General features: G+C 58.4%; 22 protein-coding genes and 1 pseudogene. 14 read left to right on the forward strand and 9 right to left on the reverse strand.

The genetic code is table 11. The features are described from left to right. Together IEX27_RS21705 and IEX27_RS14310 are read right to left on the reverse strand one after the other, a co-directional pair. Window positions 1–70 (reverse strand): annotated as a pseudogene (locus tag IEX27_RS21705) (DUF6429 family protein); the annotation flags it as partial. Window positions 71–409: 339 nt separating this feature from the next. Next, a complete protein-coding gene (locus tag IEX27_RS14310; protein WP_188721763.1) occupies window positions 410–1,396 on the reverse strand; it encodes an integrase in 987 nt (328 codons plus the stop codon). 262 nt (window positions 1,397–1,658) lie between these two features. Between IEX27_RS14310 and IEX27_RS14315 the strand changes: the two genes are divergently transcribed. From IEX27_RS14315 to IEX27_RS14335, 5 genes are all read left to right on the forward strand, one after another. Next, on the forward strand, window positions 1,659–2,240 hold the full coding sequence (locus tag IEX27_RS14315) for a hypothetical protein (protein WP_188721764.1): 582 nt from the start codon (window positions 1,659–1,661) through the stop codon (window positions 2,238–2,240). A 266-nt stretch (window positions 2,241–2,506) separates the two neighbouring features. After that, the gene (gene tnpA, locus IEX27_RS14320) at window positions 2,507–2,881 is read left to right on the forward strand and encodes an IS66-like element accessory protein TnpA (protein ID WP_188721765.1); all 375 of its coding nucleotides are present in this window, start codon (window positions 2,507–2,509) and stop codon (window positions 2,879–2,881) included. After that, the gene (tnpB, locus tag IEX27_RS14325; RefSeq protein WP_188721766.1) at window positions 2,878–3,225 is read left to right on the forward strand and encodes an IS66 family insertion sequence element accessory protein TnpB; all 348 of its coding nucleotides are present in this window, start codon (window positions 2,878–2,880) and stop codon (window positions 3,223–3,225) included. Before tnpA ends, tnpB begins: the two co-directional genes overlap by 4 nt. A 63-nt stretch (window positions 3,226–3,288) precedes the next feature. Next, on the forward strand, window positions 3,289–4,908 hold the full coding sequence (tnpC, locus tag IEX27_RS14330) for an IS66 family transposase (protein WP_188721767.1): 1,620 nt from the start codon (window positions 3,289–3,291) through the stop codon (window positions 4,906–4,908). Then, the gene (locus IEX27_RS14335) at window positions 4,908–5,204 is read left to right on the forward strand and encodes a hypothetical protein (RefSeq protein WP_188721768.1); all 297 of its coding nucleotides are present in this window, start codon (window positions 4,908–4,910) and stop codon (window positions 5,202–5,204) included. The genes tnpC and IEX27_RS14335 overlap by 1 nt, the downstream gene beginning before the upstream one ends. A 375-nt stretch (window positions 5,205–5,579) precedes the next feature. Here the strand turns inward: IEX27_RS14335 and IEX27_RS14340 are convergent, their stop codons facing one another. Beyond that, window positions 5,580–6,233: a DUF805 domain-containing protein gene (locus IEX27_RS14340; RefSeq protein ID WP_188721769.1), complete on the reverse strand. Its 654-nt coding sequence runs from the start codon at window positions 6,231–6,233 to the stop codon at window positions 5,580–5,582. 155 nt (window positions 6,234–6,388) lie between these two features. Continuing rightward, a complete protein-coding gene (locus tag IEX27_RS14345; RefSeq protein WP_188721770.1) occupies window positions 6,389–7,057 on the reverse strand; it encodes a DUF6998 domain-containing protein in 669 nt (222 codons plus the stop codon). 471 nt (window positions 7,058–7,528) lie between these two features. Here IEX27_RS14345 and IEX27_RS14350 point away from each other — a divergent pair, with 471 nt between their 5' ends. The 3 genes from IEX27_RS14350 to IEX27_RS14360 all read left to right on the forward strand — a co-directional run bounded on the left by IEX27_RS14350 (window position 7,529) and on the right by IEX27_RS14360 (window position 10,011). Next, the gene (locus IEX27_RS14350) at window positions 7,529–7,864 is read left to right on the forward strand and encodes a hypothetical protein (RefSeq protein WP_188721771.1); all 336 of its coding nucleotides are present in this window, start codon (window positions 7,529–7,531) and stop codon (window positions 7,862–7,864) included. After that, complete coding sequence (locus IEX27_RS14355) at window positions 7,861–8,448, forward strand: DUF6680 family protein (RefSeq protein ID WP_188721772.1); 588 nt, start codon at window positions 7,861–7,863, stop codon at window positions 8,446–8,448. Before IEX27_RS14350 ends, IEX27_RS14355 begins: the two co-directional genes overlap by 4 nt. A 261-nt stretch (window positions 8,449–8,709) precedes the next feature. Next, the gene (locus IEX27_RS14360) at window positions 8,710–10,011 is read left to right on the forward strand and encodes a PQQ-dependent sugar dehydrogenase (RefSeq protein WP_188721773.1); all 1,302 of its coding nucleotides are present in this window, start codon (window positions 8,710–8,712) and stop codon (window positions 10,009–10,011) included. A 44-nt stretch (window positions 10,012–10,055) separates the two neighbouring features. Here IEX27_RS14360 and IEX27_RS14365 read toward each other — a convergent pair whose 3' ends face one another. Then, window positions 10,056–10,766: a hypothetical protein gene (locus IEX27_RS14365; RefSeq protein ID WP_188721774.1), complete on the reverse strand. Its 711-nt coding sequence runs from the start codon at window positions 10,764–10,766 to the stop codon at window positions 10,056–10,058. Window positions 10,767–11,025: 259 nt separating this feature from the next. Between IEX27_RS14365 and IEX27_RS14370 the strand changes: the two genes are divergently transcribed. The 6 genes from IEX27_RS14370 (at window position 11,026) to IEX27_RS14395 (ending at window position 15,896) form a co-directional block, all read left to right on the forward strand. Then, window positions 11,026–11,997 (forward strand): DUF808 domain-containing protein, encoded by a 972-nt coding sequence (locus tag IEX27_RS14370; protein ID WP_188721775.1) that lies wholly within the window; start codon window positions 11,026–11,028, stop codon window positions 11,995–11,997. Between the two features lie 36 nt (window positions 11,998–12,033). Continuing rightward, complete coding sequence (locus tag IEX27_RS14375) at window positions 12,034–12,411, forward strand: DUF2322 family protein (protein ID WP_244630380.1); 378 nt, start codon at window positions 12,034–12,036, stop codon at window positions 12,409–12,411. Window positions 12,412–12,642: 231 nt separating this feature from the next. Then, the gene (locus IEX27_RS14380) at window positions 12,643–13,941 is read left to right on the forward strand and encodes a Mur ligase family protein (protein WP_188721776.1); all 1,299 of its coding nucleotides are present in this window, start codon (window positions 12,643–12,645) and stop codon (window positions 13,939–13,941) included. Between the two features lie 97 nt (window positions 13,942–14,038). Continuing rightward, complete coding sequence (gene chrA / locus IEX27_RS14385) at window positions 14,039–15,226, forward strand: chromate efflux transporter (protein ID WP_188721777.1); 1,188 nt, start codon at window positions 14,039–14,041, stop codon at window positions 15,224–15,226. 60 nt (window positions 15,227–15,286) lie between these two features. After that, window positions 15,287–15,616, forward strand: a complete 330-nt coding sequence (locus IEX27_RS14390) for a YnfA family protein (RefSeq protein ID WP_188721778.1) — start codon at window positions 15,287–15,289, stop codon at window positions 15,614–15,616. A 13-nt stretch (window positions 15,617–15,629) separates the two neighbouring features. Next, on the forward strand, window positions 15,630–15,896 hold the full coding sequence (locus IEX27_RS14395; RefSeq protein WP_188721779.1) for a hypothetical protein: 267 nt from the start codon (window positions 15,630–15,632) through the stop codon (window positions 15,894–15,896). Between the two features lie 61 nt (window positions 15,897–15,957). Here IEX27_RS14395 and IEX27_RS14400 read toward each other — a convergent pair whose 3' ends face one another. From IEX27_RS14400 to IEX27_RS14415, 4 genes are all read right to left on the reverse strand, one after another. Beyond that, window positions 15,958–16,566: a class I SAM-dependent methyltransferase gene (locus IEX27_RS14400; protein WP_188721780.1), complete on the reverse strand. Its 609-nt coding sequence runs from the start codon at window positions 16,564–16,566 to the stop codon at window positions 15,958–15,960. Between the two features lie 7 nt (window positions 16,567–16,573). Next, a complete protein-coding gene (locus tag IEX27_RS14405; protein WP_188721781.1) occupies window positions 16,574–17,242 on the reverse strand; it encodes a pseudouridine synthase in 669 nt (222 codons plus the stop codon). A gap of 127 nt (window positions 17,243–17,369) precedes the next feature. Further along, entirely contained in the window at window positions 17,370–18,431 is a 1,062-nt protein-coding gene (locus IEX27_RS14410) for an ABC transporter ATP-binding protein (RefSeq protein WP_188721782.1), read from the reverse strand. Continuing rightward, window positions 18,431–20,104, reverse strand: coding sequence for an ABC transporter permease (locus tag IEX27_RS14415; RefSeq protein WP_188721783.1), 1,674 nt, complete (start codon window positions 20,102–20,104; stop codon window positions 18,431–18,433). The genes IEX27_RS14410 and IEX27_RS14415 overlap by 1 nt, the downstream gene beginning before the upstream one ends. Window positions 20,105–20,114: the final 10 nt, after the last annotated feature.

The raw sequence follows: 20,114 nt of genomic DNA on the forward strand, positions 1-20,114 counted from the left end.
GCTCATCGTGGAGCGTCAGCCATAACAGTGCCAGGACCGCGTCATCGATTTTGTCCTCGTCGATCTCCATTCTGCTATGCTACCACGCGCGAGATCCCAAGTCCCGCGGCCCACCTCGGATGGATACGAAATAAGAGTTCGCACTGCTGAAAATGTTGACATGACGTCAACATAGCTGACCTCAACCGACATCCAGATCGGGCGGTATGTTGACATAAACGGCGACGATCTTGACGTGATGTAAAGATCAATCACCGCAATCTTCCCGTCCAAGGCGGTAAATGGTCGAACCGTCCTGTCAGCGATAGAGGTGGATTGGATATCCTGTTTGCGCGGCAACCCTACGCATCCCCATCAATGTAGCTTGATTTTTCTAGGACATCACTCCGGCGCGTCTGCTGGACTGAGTTCAGTCCAGACGCGACACTAGGTCCTCTGCGCGTAGGTGCGAGTAACGCTGGAGCATTCTTAGCTCTTTGTGTCCGGATACGGTCGCGACTTCGATCACGTTCCAACCCCGCTCAAGCAGTCGAGTGACGGCTTCATGTCTCAGATCGTGAAAGCGAAGGTCAGGGGAGCCAGCTCTGTCCCTGAGATGCTGCCAAGCTTGCTCGACAGCGCTCTTGGTGGTGTTGAAGACCCGATCACTGGTCGCAGTCTCCTTCAGCCCCTGAAGAACTGCAACAGCACGTGTCGACAATGGGATGTCCCTACTGTCACCGTTCTTGGTCAACGGCAGATGCGCAAGGCGTCGCTCCAGGTCGACGTTGTCCCACGTCAAACCCAGAAGCTCGCCCTGGCGCATGGCGGTCTCGAGCGCAAGAATGATCAGCGGGCCCATGAGAGGGTTACGTCCGGCGTCAGCAGCTTGCAGCAAGCGCTCTTCTTCTCCGGGCTGCAGTCTGCGATCGCGACCACGCGGTGGCTTCGGACGGCGGATCATCCGGCAGGGGTTCTCGGACAGGTGAACGCCCCACTCCTTGCGTGCGATGTCGATCGCATGCCCGAGAGAGTTGAGTTCGCGAATGACTGTTGCAGGTGAGGCAACGGCCAACCGCTCATCCCGATAGGTGGCGATGTGCTGTGGCGTCAGCGCGGCCAGCGTCCGGTGCGCAATGTCGCGCTTGAGCATCGCTTTGAGCCGATAGACCTCTGTTGAGGCCGAGCGCTTGTGTGGCGTGATCTCTTTAAGGTAGCGCTCGAACAAGTCTCGCACAGTCATCTGCTCAGCCAGGCGTGTGTCTGGCAGCGAGCCGCAGCGATCTAACTCAGCCTCCAGATTACGTGCCCACTTCTCGGCGTCGATTTTCGTGTCGAAGCTCTTGGCACGCGGGGGAATTCCTTTACGTCTGACCTGTGCCTGCCACCGCCCTCTGAGCCGTCTGATCGTTGCCATGAAGCGCCTCCTTGTTCTGTGCCTCATGATGCGTAGGACGCCCCCAGGAGGGTGCCAAGGAGCTTTCCCGGTCCGATGTGACCGGATTGTGCCGTGGCACTGAAAGGCGCTGTAGGGTGCCTTCCTGAGTCGCTGTGGAGCTTTGCAGGATCAACAGGTTAGATCACGCGAAACGAGCCCGACACGGCAGTCACATTGCCGGCTTCACGGGGCCAGCTTTTGTCGCTAGTCTGCTCCAGGGCGCGATTATTGGGGACGGGACATGGGTTTTGAAGTATCAGCAGACCTTATAGTTGCCAAAGCAAGTGACGCTGCCTTCGGGAGGCCGCTCGTAACCAACGTTCTTCGATCGCTGCTAGTTGAAGCAATTGTCGACACGGCTCTTTGCGGAGGTTGGCGCTGGTGTGCGTCAGACTATGCATCCTGCGATTTTGTGCATGACGACGGCACCAGGCTTGAGGTGAAGCAATCCGCGGCGCGTCAAAGCTGGACTGGAACGTCGATGAAGGGGAGCAAATCCGTTTTCGATATCGCGCCTAGGACGGGCTATTGGGAGGATGGCTCTCGATGGATCCCGCAGCCCGGTCGAAATGCTGACATCTATGTGCTGGCGTATCACCCAGTTGATGACGAACGCGCAGATCACCGCGATCCGGCGCAGTGGCTTTTCTACGTTATAGCGACTACCGCGCTGCCGGATCAGAAAACGGTATCATTAGGCCGCGTAGTCTCGCTTGCTGAACCACGTCGTTTTGACGGACTTGCGCAATCTGTTGAGGCGCTAAGAGAGAATTTTCGATCCGATGCCGGCGATAACGGATTTGCTCAGTTTTCGATCTACTGAAGCGACATCCATCGGACTCTGAACCGCAACAGGTTTGCCCGAGGCTTTTTCGTTTAAGTTATGCGGCCATGGCTGATGCGCGCTGTGTTCGTCGATGAACGAGATCATCGCTTGAATAGGCGGTCGAGCCGCAGCGTTCGAGTTCTGCTGCCAGATTGCGACCCCACGTAACCGCCCGGTTGCTACCGCCTGCCCGCCATCGTCGTGATGATCTATGACACGTGTTTAACGACGTCGTTTGGGACGTGTTTTAGACGGAGTTTGCGATGCGCGTCGAGATTCTTGGTGAGGAACGGCGGCGACGGTGGGGTGACGAAAAGAAGCTCGAAGTCGTCATGTCGGTTGGCCTGGATGGGTCGACGGTAACCGAGGTTGCGCAGCGGCACGATGTGACGCGGCAGCAGATTTATACTTGGCGGCGCGAGCTGAGGAAGAAGGGGCTTCTGTTGCCATCGGCAGGCCCTGTGTTTCTTCCCTTGGACATGTCCGTCGCGCAGGGCACGCCCGATACGAGCAAGGACGCCGAACGTCCTTCCAGGATGATCGAACTGCAACTATGCCGGGGGCGAAGCCTTCGCTTTGACAAAGACATCAATGCGGCCATCCTGACGCGTCTTATCCGGGCGGTGGAAGCGGCATGATCGGACCAGGCACGGGCGTTCGGGTGTACCTGGCTTGCGGGGTCACCGACATGAGGAAGGGGATAGAAGGCCTGGCTGCGCTTGCGCAGGATGTTTTGCGCCAGAAGCCGACAGGGGGTGCGGTCTTCGCCTTTCGTGGACGGCGTGGCGACCGTATGAAGCTTCTTTATTTTGATGGTCAGGGCTTCTGCCTGTACTACAAAATCTTGCAGAAGGGACGGTTTCCCTGGCCTTCGGCGGCCGAGGGGACGGCCCGATTGACGTCAGCGCAAATGGCGATGTTATGGGAGGGCATCGATTGGCGGCGCCCGACATGGGGCGCTCCTCCGGCACGTGTTGGTTGACTTTATCATACTGATTCCGCTTGTTTTTATGGATATTTGCCGTGACCTATGGTAATCAGGTTCATGGCAACCGCGACCCACAATCTTCCCGATGATCCGGCCTTCCTGAAGGCAATGATCGCCGCCTTGCAGGCGGAAAATGCGAAGATGTCAGCGACGTTGCAGGCCCATGACCAGTTGATCCAGTCACTGCGGTTGCGTATCGCCAGGTTGAAGAAACAGGTCTTCGGCAAGTCCTCAGAAAAGATTGAGCGCGAAATCCAGCAGCTGGAACTGGCGTTGGAGGATCTTTTGATCGCTGCAGCCGAGAGCAATGCCGGACCGATCAATGAGGCTGATCAGGCAGCGCCAGTCGCGGCTGTAGCAGACAGTTCTCAAAGAATAATGCGTCGCCGGCCGCGTGTATCGGAAAAGGCAACGCGCGAGCGCAGGGAACTCGACCCCGGCACCTGCTGCCCTGCGTGTGGCGGCGAATTGCGTCTCGTCGGCGAGGACGTCAGCGAAATCCTCGACATGATCGCCGCGCAGATGAAGGTTATCGAGGTCGCACGATTGAAGAAGTCCTGCCGTTGCTGCGAGAAGATGGTGCAGTTACCCGCGCCCAGCCGCCCGATCCCGGGCAGCATGGCGGGGGCCAGCATTCTGGCTTATATCCTGGTCTCGAAGTTTGACGACCATCTGCCTCTCTATCGTCTGAACGAGATCTTCGCCCGCATGGGTGCCGACATCCCCGACAGCACGCTGGTCGATTGGTGCGGTCGCGCCATGAAGGTGCTTCAGCCTTTGATCGAGCGCATCGAGCGCGCGATCATGACGAGTGACCTTCTCCATGCCGACGACACCCCGATCCGGGTGCTGGATCGCTCCATGCGGGACAAGGGTCTGGGCAAGGGCGTGAAAAAAGGCCGGATCTGGACGTATGTCCGTGATCAACGTCCCTGGGCGGGCGCTGCTCCACCGGGGGCGGTCTACTACTTCGCTCCCGACTGGAAGGAAGAACACGTCCACCGCCACCTCAGGCAGGCAAGTGGCATCCTTCAAGCTGACGGCTACAAAGGCTATGGCAAGCTATATGAGCCTGGAGCGGATGGAACGTCCCGCTTCCAGGAGGCGGCCTGCTGGGCGCATTGGCGACGTGACTTCCATGATATCTGGAGCTCGAACAAATCCGAGATCGCGCGTGAGGCCCTCGACCGTATCGGTGCGCTTTACGACATCGAACGCGACCTTACAGGCCAGCCTGCCGATGTCCGCCTTGCTACGCGTCAGAAGCACAGCAAATCAAAGGTCGAGGCATTCCGTGTCTGGGCTGAAGCGCAACTGACCCGCATTCCGGGCAAGAGCGATCTGGCGAAAGCCTTCCGATATGGCCTGAGCCGTTGGCCCTCATTCTGCTTGTTCCTGAAAGACGGCCGCGTCGCCATGGACAACAACGCCGCTGAGCGTGCCCTGCGCCCGATTGGAATCGGAAGAAAGAACTGGTTATTTGCCGGTGCCGACACCGGCGCCGAAACGATCGCCCGCGCCATGACGATCATTGAGACGGCCAAAATGAACGGCATTGATCCGCAGGCCTATCTGGCTGACGTGCTCGACCGCATCCATGATCACAAGATCAATCGCATCGACGAACTGCTTCCCTGGAATTGGTCCCCTATCACCGCTGCCGCCGAGGCCGCTTGATGGCTACCGTGACTCATGTGTTCAGTATCGACTACGTTGCCAACTTGCTTGATGAAGATAGGGAACTCCTTCTGGCGATCATCAGCAACGATGACAATCTGAGCTATGGAAGCATCATCAGCATCTATACCGGGCCCGATGAGGCATTAACTGCCTTAACCGACGATGGAATGGATGAACTAAGGCAAATGCTTGCCGATGCTCGTCGTACCGCCGACACATGGAGCGACTTCCTTCATGCCTTCATCGACGACGAGGAACTCATCGCTCGCATCAAAGCGAAATCTCCGCGGTAGCAACCGGGGCGTTACGACCCCACTTCTCAGCGTCGTTTTTCGTATCGAAGCTCTTGGCATGCGGGCGAACTCATTTACAACGCACTGGGCCGCCTCCCACCGCCTTCTGAGCCGTCTGACGTTGCCATGATGAAGCACCTCCTGTTTATGTGCCTCATGATGCGTAGGACGCCCCCGGGATGGCGCCAAGGAGCTTTCCCGGTCCGGTGTGACCAGATTGCGCCGCGGCGCTAAATAGCGCTCTAGGGTGCCATCCTGAGTCGCTGTGGCGCCTTACAGGATCAAAGGGTTAGACCAGAGGATACGTGCCGGAGAGTGCTGCCTTAGATAGGCAGCATTTCTAAAACGCCTTTGCCCTGCGGGGATGTGGAACAACTACTGGAGTAGCCTCCGCTTCTGTGACTCATATTCGTCTGCGGTGATAGCGCCATCTTCCTTGAGCTTCGATAGGCGCTCGAGCATCTCGACAGCGTCCCGAGTTAGTGAATTATGTGTCCGCGCCACCGAGGAATGGATCTCTTTTGTGCTGTAGGCAAATGCATCCTGACGTCGGAAACCATGCATCTCCTCCGGGGAGTGAGTTGTGTCAGTCCCTGCCTTGCAATACCAAATGAGGACACCGATCGCTCCCACCGGGAACATATAAGATAAAATCTGATGCCAGCCGCTTCGGTTTAAGTCGTGAAGCCGACGGCATGATAGTGCTATGGACGGAAGTAAAATACCCAGCGAGAAGATGCCTGACAACACTGCGGCATCAGCACCAAATGCGGCAGAGTCAATAATGGAGAGAACAATGTTTATCAAGAAGACGGCCAATATTGCGAACCAGAACTCGGATCTCGTCGCTCTACCTGAAAAATTCACATAGTTACTAAAGAACCTTGCAAAAGCCTCGGTAAAGCTCGCAGCAGTAGAAGGCGGTCCAAATCTGTTAGGGCCAATGGGAGCCGGCCTCAGGATGAAAAGCAACGGCAGTCCAAGCCAGACGATAACGATTAGCCAATGCCAAATTGAAAAGGATCCCATTTACTTCCCCCTTAGATATGCCCCTGACTCTATAGCTCGTCGTTATACTTCCTTAAAGTGCATTCTGCGGCGTGCTGTTGCGTCATATTTTTATCCGCTCCCACATGTAAGAATGCTCTTAAAGACGCAAGCGGGGAGCCGATGGGTAAGCAGCACTAAATACGTGCCTGAAGGTTCTTGATTACGTCTGCGCCTAGTTGCCGGGTGTTCTTGGGCTGCGAGTTCGAGTTCAAGAGGTCCACGCCGACCTCGGCAGCGATCTCGCGCAGCAGCGGTTTAGCCATTGGCTGAACCACCTCATCCATCAAGACGGTAATGGTTCCGTTCTCGTATTGCCGGACAAGCAGGTTCTTGTAGTGCGCCTCACTGATCACAGAGAGACTTTCAACTGGTCGAACCTCCCGGGGTTTGGAGGCAATCCTGTAGCGGAGGACATTTGGATTGTCCCCATAGTCCTTCAGATACTGTTCTGCTGAACAGTCGAGCAAGGTTTCCACGGATAGCCCGGCCTCATCGTCCACATTTACTCGCAGCACCATGATCCGATCAACGAGTGAAAAGGTTGAGGGATTGAAGGAGACATGATTGCTGGACGTGATCGTTTTCACGGAGATGCGCTCGTTCTCGGCACTGATCACGTCATAGCCTCGTTGCTTCGACTCGAGGGCCATTTGGCCGCGCGTGATCATAGCCGCATACAGTTCGCCAATTCGGCCCGTCAGATGGTTCAGCTCAGCCGGGGCCACACCCCAACTCAGTTCCTTTTCAAACCAAGACAGAGCTTCTGCCAGCGACTGGATGATCTGCGTCTGTGTCAGCGCCAAGGGTCGTCTCCCCGTCTTCCGCAGCCGAGCGTCATTGAGAAACGTATCCCAGCAGCGCCTCGCGGGGAAGTGGCGGGGTTGTGCCGCGTCAGCGTGTGCCTGATCACACGGGCGTCACAAGTCCTTGCCCCGTAAGTCATTGTAATATTGGATAAATTTATGGGAATCCGTGTTCGGAGGGCAGCACTCTATCCAGCTGAGCTACGGGTGCCTGTTCCAGCGCATCGCCGGAAGCCGAACTGCCGCCTTCATAGCCTAAGCCTCCCCATGCATCAATGGAGAATGTGCGTTTCTCCCAAGGCAGCGGTCACAGGTTCGAAGCCTGTCAGGTGCGCGCCGGGAATGTGCCGGGAGGGGCGGGGGTGTGGCTGCGATTTGCCGTTTCGGCTAGGTTAAACCTCAAAACGTCTAACGTCCTTGCCAATCTTTCGAAATGATATTCAGATGATCATCGGAGATTCGGAGGGGCAAATGGACGGTTTTTATGCCATCTACTATACTGGTGTAGCTGGCTTTGGTCACGCAGTTCTGGTGTTGAACAGTGGCGCCATCGCCGGAGCTGACGTAACGGGCAGCACCTATGATGGCCAGTATTCGGTGAATAATGGCGGTAGCGTTCATGCTGAAATTGTCTTAACGATTCCAGCTGGAACGACCCTTGTAACTGGACAAACGCTACCGAGCCCTTTCAGTCAGACAATCAAGGTAGATCTTTCTCCAGGATTTGCAAACGGCGAACCAGTGCCTATCCAAACTCCCCTTGGACCTGTGAACGGTATCTTCAAGAAGCTACGCGATCTGCCATGAATGAAGGAATCGATTGGTTCGCACTAGCTACAGCAGCGGCAGCGCTGGCGGGTCCTGTAGTTGCTGTTTGGATCACACGCATGTCGGACTCCCGTAAAGAAGTTCAAGCGCGCCGAATGGACATATTTCGAACACTGATGCGGACGCGCAAGATGCCTATTCACCAGGATCATGTTGGTGCGCTGAATTTGATCGAAGTTGAGTTTGCTGCGGATGACTCTGTAATCAAGGCCTGGAAGGAATATTTGCGCAACCTTAGTGACCGGCCCCCGGTGCAGGCCAATGAGTTAGTGCAAGCTGACTTTTTCAAGAGGCGCGAAACTTTGCTGACGAAGCTGATCTCAGAAATGGCCAAAGTCCTAAAGTTCAAAGTGGAACAGATGGACATTTTTGAAGGTAATTATATTCCCCAGGGTTGGCACGACGAAGACTGGGAACAGAAAATTGCAAGGAAGGGATTGATCGACGTCCTCAGTGGCAAACGACCTATTGTCATTCAGCCTTACTGTCCCTCGCAGGGTCAGGGCCCATACCCTCCAGCGCCGCGAGTGGACAACCCTTCGATCAACGCAGAAAGTAGCTAAGAAGATTATTTCACGCATGTTGTCACGGGAACCGGGCGGTCGCCCGCCCAAAAGATCTATGAAGCCTGTCGGGTGCGCGGGGATAGGCGTGCCGCGGCGTCTGTGTAACGCGCCAGATGCCAAGGAGCTCATGGCAGATGGGCAGCCGCCGCTGGGCGCCTCCAGTTCCATGTTCCAATCTTTCGGGCTCCCTCTGGTGCTGGTCGTGCAAAGGCTTTAGCGTCGGAGCTTCTCTTATCTTTCCATTGCCCAGAGACGATCATGACCGAGACTTCCCCATTCGCTCAATTCATTGCCCTTGTCGGCAAAGGCATCGTAGCCATTCGTCACTCTGGAGACGGTGCGCGAGCACCGGTCTACGGCACGGAGCCCCTCATTCCCGAGGCCAAGCCGCAGGGAAAAATCCCAACGTTGAAGATGCCGACAGCCAAGGGCTGGGAGGGCGAGCACAAGCCAACGGCGGCTGCAGGGCTAAAGGTGAATGCCTTCGCGCGTGGGCTGGCGCATCCACGCAATATGTATGTGCTGCCCAATGGAGATGTCCTTGTGGCTGAATCGATGGGGGAACGGGGAAGTCCGCGCACGTTCTTCGACCATGCCATGACGGCAACGATGCGGCGGGCCGGAGCTTCGGGGAACAGCCCTAATCGTGTGACGCTCCTGCGCGATGCAGATGGCGACGGGGTGGCCGAGGAACGTCACGCCTATATCGAGAATGTGCGCCAACCCTTCGGCATCGCGCTGGTCGGGGATACGCTATACGTCGGAGCCAGTGACGCGCTTCTGGCCTATCCCTACGAGCCGGGAGCAACCAGGATCACAAAGGCGCCCAGGAAACTGATGGATCTGAAGCCTGGCGGGCATTGGACGCGCAATCTCATCGCCAGCAAGGATGGCACCAAGCTTTACGTGGCGGTCGGGTCGCTGACCAATATTGCCGACCAGGGCATGGCCGTGGAAGAAAACCGCGCATGCATTCACGAATATGACCTCAGTTCGGGGCAGTCCCGCATTTTCGCCGGTGGCCTGCGTAATCCCGTGGGCATGGCCTGGGAGCCGGAGGACGGAAAACTCTGGACCGTCGTCAATGAGCGGGACGGACTGGGCGATGAGACACCACCTGACTATCTGACCTCGGTTGTTGATGGTGGTTTCTATGGCTGGCCCTATTGCTACTGGGATCGGGTGGTCGACGATCGGGTGCCGCAGGATTTCTCAAAAGTGGCCTCAGCGTTGCAGCCTGACTATGCGCTGGGTGGGCATACGGCCTCGCTTGGTCTTTGCTGGTTGCCTGAAGGCACGTTGCCCGGATTTCCAGCCGGCATGGCGATCGGCCAGCATGGGTCGTGGAACCGCTCCAAGCTCTCGGGTTACAAGCTGGTCTTCGTCGCCTTCGAGCAGGGTAAGCCCGTGGGTATGCCACGGGACATGCTCACTGATTTTCTGTCGCCGGACGAGAAGTATTCCTATGGCCGACCCGTCGGCGTGGCACTGGCTGCCGACGGCGCGGTGCTGTTGGCAGACGATGTGGGTGACATCATCTGGCGCGTTACCGGCGCCTGATTGCCCCAGTGGGATGTGGCAGAGGAAACTCTGCCGCTTCTCATTCAGGAGCCAGCTGGCGGTGTCCCGTCATCGGCTCTGCCTCCCATGCCCATACCCATGCCCATCCCCATACCGCCGCCACCGGCACCGCCTCCACCCGCGCCGCCCTGGCGGCCGCCACCGCCCTGCTGACCACCACCTCTGCCTCGTCCGCCAGAGCTGCCCGGTCGGGTCGGACCTTGCATGGGGATCTCGAGGTCAGCCGGAATGGGCGTGAGATCCAGGGCCTCGCGGATGAAATTGCGCAACGACACCACGAGCTCATGGGTATGGATATGATTGCCTGCCACGAGGTCCCGCGCGGCTTTCTCGGCCAGCCGGACCTGCTCGTCAGTTCCGAGCAGGATGATGTCGGAGAGCGCTGCTTCCACCGCGTCGCGCACCTGGCGAACGCGCTCGAACATCTCGTCGCTCATGGTACGCGGCGCGACCGCCTCCCCACCCTGCTCGGCCGCCAGCTTTTCCGCCGCCCGAATGTCGCGCAGATGGCGCGGGTCAACCGACAGTCTTCCGGTAAACGAGCCGCCCAGCACTTTATAGGCTGCTATCAAGGTCTTAAGACGTTCGTTGATCTGCCGGTTCTGCCGCTGCTGACGCTGCTGGATCGTGGTCATCATGACCAGGCGGATCCCGATGCCCACCAGTGCAAAAAGGGCGATGCCGACCAGGGTGGACAGGACACTCTCCCAGGAACTGAAATCGAAACCGCGCACATTGCCCTCCTGTGAATGGCTTTAGACTGCCACGTGAGGCAGGGCTGCGCAAAGCAAGATCGGGATCGTTCATCCTGCAATTCCGGGGATGGATCAGCTTCCCTCAGCAAAGCCGCGATGTGATGCGCACCAAGGCGGCCTCAGGTGCAGGAATTTGATCGCCGCATTGAACTTTCGCTACCATGTGTTCGTTTCCCTCAATATTAAACGGACGAGAGATGATGACGCTATTATCCGCGCATAAGGCGGGGAAAATTCTATGAGCGGCCTGCTTGCCCTCCTGGACGATGTCGCGGCGATCGCCAAGATTGCATCAGCTTCAATCGATGACATATCCGCAAATGCCGTCAAGGCAGGCAGCAAGACTCTCGGTGTTCTGATCGATGATGCCGCGGTTACACCCAACTACGTGGTCGGGATAACCGCTGCACGCGAGCTGCCGATGATCGGCAAGATCGCGTTGGGCAGTCTCAGGAACAAGGCGATCCTTATCCCTGTGTTGCTCGCGCTCGACTACTTCTTTCCGGTGGCAATTACCGTGCTTCTGATGATTGGCGGCGCCTATCTCTGTTTCGAAGGCGCGGAGAAGATCTGGCACAAGCTTCTGCCCGGAGGGGAGCATCACGAAGACAATCCGCATGCCGAGAAGGAGCCAACCTCCCTCGAAGAGGCGCGTGTTGCAGGGGCAATCAAGACAGATCTGATCCTGTCGGCCGAGATCATGACGCTCGCCCTTTCGATGATTGAATCCAGTTCCATCTGGACCGAGCTTGCCACGCTGATCCTGGTCGGCATCATGATCACGTTTCTGGTTTATGGCGTCGTCGGGATCATCGTGAAACTGGATGACATTGGCGTGCTCATGGCGCGCAAGGGGCGACTGCAGACAACACGGTTTCTTGGCCGACTGGTGGTTCGCGGGGTGCCGAAGCTTCTCCTCGCGCTGACCGTCATCGGGACCGCAGCAATGCTGTGGGTGGGTGGCAACATCTTCATACATGGCCTCCATGAACTCGGCGTGCACCAGCCATCGGAGTGGATCTCCGAGACCGCTTCACACATCGCGCAAAGCGTGTCGGCAAGTTTCGAGGCGGCACTCAACTGGTCTGCAGTGGCCTTTGCTGACGGCATATTCGGGTTTGTACTTGGGTCATTCATCATGGTTTGCATGACCAGGATTGCACAACCACTCTGGAATGCTGCCAGAGGCGAAACAGGAGCAAAAGCCTGAGCTTCCCATGCATCAGGTTATGGCGGAGATTGCATCGTGCTGTTAGAAGCCCGCGAGCAACATCTTGAGAAAGGGCCGCAAATGATCATCCAGCCAACCGCTTCTTTTAAAGAAAACCTGAGCCGGCTCCCGTCGATTGAAGATGTAGCCCGCATCGAGCTTATCGATGCTGACGGTACGGTTGTCGGTTCGATCGAGAACCAGCCCGGCAAGCAGGGCTCGCTGGCGATTTATCAGTATCTCCATCAGGTTTTTGGGACATTGGATGCCGAGGCAGCCGAGCACGGGCTTGCCGTCTTTGCTGAGCTTACGGAAGAAGCAAGGAACCATTCGGGATCGCATCCGAACATCGACCGCCTGCTTGAGATCGCCGGCGGTGCGGCGCCTCTCAGTATTCAAGTTATTGCTGTTTGATCACTTCGCTCAAGAAGTGAGTATTGTTGTCAATTTGCTACGATGTTCAGTAATCCTGTCGAGCTTCTGTTCGACAGGATTGCATTGACACTACCGTTCATGGATTAACTAGCTGCATGAGATGCAGCATGGCGGGGCGAATTGATCCAATCAGATTGGCCACTCGGATCGGGCCGGAAGCTGTGCGTCCATAGCCAACGGAGAGCATAGCCTGAAGGACCGGTCGGAATAATGTTCAGAAAACTGCGTGACAAGACACGGCCTCTGCGCCGTCGGCTTAAACTTGGCGTTGCCACGTATCGGGCCAGAAACAAGCGTAGCTCTCTGATTTGCCCCGTCATCGGTGTGACGGGCAGTTCAGGCAAGTCAACGACGACCAATCTGCTGCGGCATGTACTTGCCGGTCAGGGGAAGGTAGAGGCGCTCTGCATCGAAAATACCCTTACTCCTCTTGCGCGATTTATGGCTGCGCTGCCGCTCCGCAGCGATTTCGTCCTTGCCGAGCTGGGCGCTTCTCAGTCAGGTGACATCCTGTCGATGTCAACGCTCCTTCGACCTACTGTGGCTGTCATCACGAAGGTCGGGATTGAACACTATTCTTCCTTCCGCTCGAGAGAGGGCGTCGCCGAAGAAAAGGGCAGTCTGGTGTCCGTTCTTCCAGAGAACGGTCTCGCAATATTGAATGCCGATGATCCCTATGTGGCCGCAATGTCCGAGCGGACAAAGGCGCGCGCTGTCACGTTTGGGTGGTCAGAGGGCGCAGATTACCAGGTTCTGGAGACGCGGGACGGTTTCCCGAAGCAGCTGGAAGTCACCATCCGCTGCAAACAGGGTGTGTTTGAGGTTGCCACACCATTTCTTGACAGCACGTTCTGGCTTGCGACGGCTGCCGCCTTCGCCTGTGCCGTGGAGCTTGGGATGGAGCCCGCTCGTGTGGCAGAGCTCATCGGCAGCGCACAGCCCATATGGAACCGTCTGCAGACTTTGAAGATCCCGAAGGGGCCGATCTTCTTGCTGGACACGGTCAAGGCTCCGGCGGAAAGCATCGAAGGCGCATTGGCTGCATTGGGCAAGGCTTCCGCCAAGCGCAAAACCGTGATCCTTGGCACCATCTCGGACTATAAGGGTGACTCACGCAAGCCATACCGTGCGGCATACCGCTTGAGCCGGGAGCTGGCGGATCGCGTCATCTTTGTTGGCGATCATTCGCACAGATCAGGAGCAACGGAAGAAGATATAGAGCGGGGAATTTTCGCAAGTTTTGTGGAGCCACGGGCTGCGACGGAATATATCCGTCAGACCGCCCAACCAGACGAACTCATCCTGATCAAAGGGTCCGCGACACAGCACCTTGAACGCATTGCATTCGACTGGGGCCAGAACGTGCAATGCTGGGACCCCAGGTGCGGAAAGACCATCGATTGCCGGACATGCGGCCTTGTCGAATTTCCAAGGCATCTTCACAAGCGGAAGAGATGGTCTTCCCGCTGGACGGCCCGGTACAGGTCCTGGCTGGGAGGGACCCAATAGATCAGGCGTGCTCTCCTGCGGTGAATAGAAATGTCATGCCTGCAGCGCGAAATCATGTAGACATTGGCAAAGGGCTATCCAGTTGTGGGCGGACACTGTGAGATCGGGACAAGGAACACCGGGTGAGGTTTTTGCGGCGTTTCTAAAGCTCGGGGTGACCAGCTTCGGTGGTCCCATTGCGCATCTTGGCTACTATCGCGACGAGCTGGTTGTCCGGCGCAAGTGGTTGAGCGAAAGCGCTTATGGCGATCTCGTGGCGCTCTGCCAGTTTCTCCCCGGCCCGGCCTCCAGCCAGGTCGGTTTTGCATTGGGAATGATGCGCGCGGGCTGGCTTGGGGCGCTGGCGGCCTTCGTCGCCTTCACCCTGCCTTCAGCACTGCTGATGGTGATCTTCGCTCTGGTGGCCGTCAATCTTTCCGGACCTGTCGCCATGGGCGTCCTGCATGGTCTGAAGATCGTCGCCGTGGCCGTTGTTGCGCAGGCGGTCATGGGGATGGCAAAAAACCTCTGTCCGGACAAGGAGCGAGCCGCAATTGCGGTGAGTGCGGTCGCCGTGCTCGCCGTGCTGCCGACAGCCTTCGGCATGGTGGGCGCCATCATGCTTGGGGCAGTGTTGGGACTGTTGCTCGGTCGTGGAAGCGGTAATACGAGCGGCGGCGCCATCTTCAGTGTCGTTTCTCGCCCGATTGCCATAGCGGCTCTCGGTTGCTGGCTAGGGCTGCTGGTTGTTCTCCCATTGATTGCCGGTCAGAGTGCGGGTCTGTCCCTGTTCGATGGCTTCTACCGCGCTGGCTCGCTGGTCTTCGGCGGAGGGCATGTCGTGCTGCCGCTGCTGCAGGCCGAGACGGTGGAGCAGGGCTGGGTGACGGAACATCAGTTTCTGGCAGGTTATGGTGCGGCGCAGGCGCTTCCCGGCCCGCTCTTCACCTTCGCTGCCTATCTCGGCGCGGTCAAATCAGGCGAGCCGAACGGCATCTTTGGCGCAGTTCTGGCGCTCGCCGCGATCTTCGCCCCAGGCTACCTGGTTCTGGTCGGCACATTGCCTTTCTGGGATCGCTTCCGAACGATGGCGCGTGCGCAATCGCTCATGCAGGGAGCAAATGCCGCCGTCGTCGGCATTCTTGGCGCCGCCCTCTACTCCCCTGTGTTCACCGGCGGAATCCATGATCTGAAGGATCTGGCACTGGGACTTCTGTGCTTCGTCCTGCTTACGGCATGGATGAAGCCGCCGTGGATGGTGGTCATTGTTGCGGCTCTGGGCGGCATCCTGCTCGAGGTTGCTTAACCCGGACGACGCTCGACAGATCGAGGCGAGCCTTGCTAACGATGGCCAAGGAGAGCCTTCATGTGGATGATTCCCACCTACTTTTTGGCCGCGTTCGCGGAGATTAGCGGATGCTTCGCCTTCTGGGCGTGGCTGCGGCTGAACCATTCGCCGCTCTGGCTGCTGCCAGGCATGGCCTGCCTGGCGCTGTTCGCCTGGGCTCTCACGCGCATCGATGCCGACTTTGCCGGACGTGCCTACGCGGCTTACGGAGGTATCTACATCCTGTCCTCATTGATCTGGATGTGGGCCTTTGAAGGGTCGCGGCCGGATCGCTGGGACGTCGTCGGCGCCATGATCTGCGTTGTTGGAGCCATGGTGATCATCTATGGACCACGCGGTGCTCACTGAAGGGGAGGAAAAGATGGCTGGTCGTATCGCAGTGAAGATCCCGAAAGATCACATCGGAGGAAACTTCGAGTGGGAGGAAAAGCCCGGGTGTTGCGACCTGATGACTGCGGCCATCGAGACATCGAAGTTTGTCTTTGTGTCCAATGTCATGGTCGCGGGGCAGAATTCCTTCTACATGCAACCGGTCTGTGCAGACGGAGAACTGGCCGACGAAGGCGGGTTTCCGATCTACTACTGCCCTTGGTGCGGCCATCAGCTCGATGGCAAGAAGAAGCGCTGACCTGTCACTAGAACAGTTCAGACTTTCAGGGAAACCGATTCCCGCTTTTCCCGGAACCGCTCTAAGTGATCTTCGCCTTGACGAAGACATCGTAGCGCGTGGTCTTGCCGAGTATCTGATGCGATGGCTTGCGAATGCCCTGCATCGGTTCGGCTCGCAATGGCCACTTCAGCACCACGCGGTTTTCGGCGGTCTCCATCGCCACTTGCATCAGCTTTTCGGCGTCGGGATCGGTGCCGACGATCTCACGAACCTGGCGCATCTGCTTCTTGACCAGCGCGGTTGATCCCCGTGGCGGATGCATGGGATCGACGTATACCACATGCGGCTTCAGCTCGGGCAGAAGCTCGCAGGAGTCACCGTGAAGCAGCGTCATGCGCGCGACGGTTTCGGCGAAGAGCCCGCCTTCGGCTGCTGCGCGCGTCAGACCGTCCGCCAGAAGGTCGTGCATCTGCTTCGAGCGCTCGATCAAGGTGACCTTTGCGCCCAGCGAGGCCAGCAGGAACGCGTCGCGTCCGAGGCCGGCTGTCGCATCGACGATGTTGAGCGCCATGCCCGGTTTCAGCCCAACGGCTCTCGCCAGGGAATGACCCTGACCCTCGCTGCGGCGGACCCGATAGCCGAAGGCGCCATTGACGAAATCAACGATCAGGTCGTTTTCTAGCGTCATCTCGTTCTCAAAAAGGGCAGGGGACGATGAACTTTGCAGCTCGCCCGTCCGGATAGCGGAAGCTCAGTTCCTCGGCGTGGAGCAAAAGGCGGTCGGCGGCATGCAGTGCCGGTCCCTCCGCATAGAACTCGTCGCCTAGGATAACATGCCCGATCGCCTTCATATGCACGCGCAACTGGTGGGTGCGTCCTGTCAGCGGAAAGAGGCGCAGCCGCGTGGTGTTTTCACCATATTCGAGCACGTGCCAGCGCGTTTGCGCCGGCTTGCCATGTCCATGATCGACGCGGTGGCGGGGCTTGTTGTCGGGATCGATGGCCAGAGGAAGGTCGATCAACCCTTCGCCATCAGACACCTTTCCCCAGACAACTGCGACATAGGATTTCTCGGTGGTCCGCGCCTCGAACTGAGCCGCGATCTTTGCATGAGCCTTGCGGTTCAGCGACATGAGAACCAAACCGGACGTATCCTTGTCCAGACGGTTGATCATCTGGGCCTGCGGAAATTGCTCTTGAACCCTGGTCGCCAGGCTGTCCCGCAGGGCAGGGTGACGACCGGGTACGGAGAGCAGCCCGCTGGGTTTGTCCAGCACCAGAAAATCCTCGTCACGATGGACAATCGAGACGTAAGGATCAAGCGGTGGATGGTAGACCGGAAACTCGGATAAGGCGTCGCTCATGTCGCTCCCCATACATCGTTTGCCTGGCGCGGGGAAGTGTCAGGGGTCTTACCGGAGCTTCCTGCTGGCGACACAAAAAGCGGCCGGACGTGGTCCAGCCGCTTTCGAGATCCCGTTTGGGAAAGGATTAGCTCAGCGCGTGCAGGGCCGCGCGTGAGGGCGTGGCGAAGACGCGGGAGCCCGGCTGGAAGAGGCCGGATTCGCCTGGGTTGGGTGAATCCACCAGCCATTCGCCGACGCCGTCCACTTCGATCAGGTATTCCGCAATGTTGCCAAGGAACATTGCGCGCTTGACGGTTGCGGGGAAGTCGCCACCCTGATCCGAGAGTGCAATGGCCTCTGGCCGCAGGACAACGGTCAGCTGGTCGCCGGCATTCGCCTGATTGACGTAGGGAACTGGTACGCCGGCGACGTCGATTGTCTGACCGTCGCGGACGGTGGCGTTCAGGAAGTTCGCCTTGCCGATGAACTCTGCAACGAAGCGGGTTGCCGGATGGGCATAGACTTCGCGCGGGGTGCCGATCTGCTCGATCACACCGCTGTTCATGACCACTATGCGGTCGGAGATGCTCATCGCCTCGATCTGGTCGTGTGTCACGTAGAGCGTCGTGATGCCAAGGCGCTGCTGCAGCTCACGGATCTCGACGCGCATCTGGTCGCGCAGCTTGGCGTCGAGGTTCGACAGCGGTTCGTCGAAGAGCAGGACGCGCGGTTCCATGATGATGGCGCGGGCAAGCGCCACGCGCTGCTGCTGGCCGCCCGACAGCTGGTTCGGCGAACGCGTTGCCATATGGGTCAGGCCGCTGATTGCAAGCACGCGATCGGCGCGCTTCTTGATCTCGTCGGCAGAAAGCTTCTTCAGGCGCAGGCCGAAGACGACGTTCTCGTAGACCGAGAGATGCGGGAAGATAGCGTAGGACTGGAACACCATCGCCGCGTCGCGGCGGTTCGGCGCGACCTCGTTCATGCGGCGGTCGCCGAACAGGATGTCGCCGGAGGTGGGTTCCTCGAAGCCCGCAACCATGCGCAGGAGGGTAGTCTTGCCGCAGCCCGAAGGACCAAGCAGGGTGACGAGTTCGCCAGGCTTGACCTCGAGATTGGCGCTGCGGACGGCGAAAACGCTCTGGCCGGGAGAGTCCGGGCTGTCGAAACGCTTGACGAGGTTACGGATGTGTACGGCTTCAGCCATTAGAATCTCACCATATTCATGTGCCGGGTCATGCGGACAACGATGGCGTTGATGATGATGATGGCGACCAGCACAAGCGCGATCACCACTACGGAATAAGCGGCAGCGACGCCAAGGCGGCCCGAGCCGACCTGGTTCAGGATCTGCACCGTCATCAGGTTCCAGTTCGCCGAGACGAGGAAGATCGCAGCGCTGATCGCCGTCATGGCACGCACGAACGCATAGACCAGAGCGGAGAAGAAGGCCGGAGCGATCAGCGGCAGCGTAACCTTGCGGAAGGTCGTCAACGCGCTGGCGCCAAGGTTCTGGGCGGCTTCTTCGATGGACGGATCGATCTGGCGCAGCACCGCGATGCCCGACTGGATGCCCACCGGAACGTAGCGGAAGACAAAGCAGAGGACGAGGATCGTCAGCGTGCCCGTGAGAATGAGCGGCTGCTGATTGAAGGCAAGCACGTAGCCGATGCCGACGACGGTTCCCGGAACGGCGAAGGAGAGGATCGAGCCGAACTCCAGAGCGCTCTTGCCCGGGAAGGTTCGCCGTACGACCAGAAACGCCACCAGCATGCCGAAGATACCGCTGATCGGGGTCGTGATGATGGCGATGAGCAGCGTGTCCTTCACCGTGTCAAAGCCAACGTTGAAGACATAGGCGAAGTGGTTCAGCGTCGGGGTGTAGTTGAAGCCCCAGACCTGGGTGAACGCACCGACGAAGATGACGCCATAGAACAGGATCACGATTGCCGAGAAGAGCAGCACAAGGCCGTAGAGGAACGACTTGACCGGTCCGCTCACGACCTTCGAGGTGGAGGCGGTCGGCTTGCCGGTGACGGTCACATACTGACGCTTGGCGATCCAGTAGCGCTGGATGGCGAAGGCCGTGATTGACGGCAGAAGCAGGATGACCGAGAGCATCGCGCCACGGGGCAGGTTGAAGGAGCCGGTGATCTCCAGATAGGCCTGCGGGGCGAGCATCGGGAAGGCAGCGCCAGCCAGAACCAGCGGATTGCCGAAGTCGGCCATGGATTCGATGAAGACGACCAGGAAGGCGCTGGCGACACCCGGCAGGGAAAGCGGGAAGGTTACTTTCCGGAAGACCTGCCAGCGGGAAGCGCCGATGTTGAGCGCTGCGTCCTCAAGCGTCGGGCTGATCGAGGCGAGAACGCCGCGCAGCGAAAGATAGGCGATGGGCGCAAAGGTGAAGATCTGCGACCAGACAACGCCATGGAAACCGTAGATGCTGAAGTCCATCAGGCCCAGCAGCTGGCGGGTGATAAGCCCGTTGTTTCCGAACAGGAAAACGATCGACACCGCCGAAACGAACGGCGGTGAGATGATCGGCACGATCATCAGATAGTGCAGCAGGCGCTTACCCGGCACGTCGAGCCGGGTCAGCACGAAGGCTGCAATATAGCCGATGATCACGCCGATAAAGCCGACCAGGGCTCCGACGGAAAGGCTGTTCCACAGCGCATTCCGATAGAGCCGCCGCTCACCGATGAGCGCGTAATTGGCCAATGTCCATTGGCTGCGGTCCTGAAGGCTGGCCAGGAAGACCATGGCCAGCGGATAGACGACGAAGATCAGGATCGCAGCGAAAATGACCACGACCAGCGCGAGCAGGATGGGGTCACGCGCTAAAACGCGGATCTGTGAGCGAGCGGTGGCAAACACGGGATACTAC

The organism is Nitratireductor aestuarii, assembly GCF_014641695.1.
GTDB classification, from domain to species: domain Bacteria; phylum Pseudomonadota; class Alphaproteobacteria; order Rhizobiales; family Rhizobiaceae; genus Chelativorans; species Chelativorans aestuarii.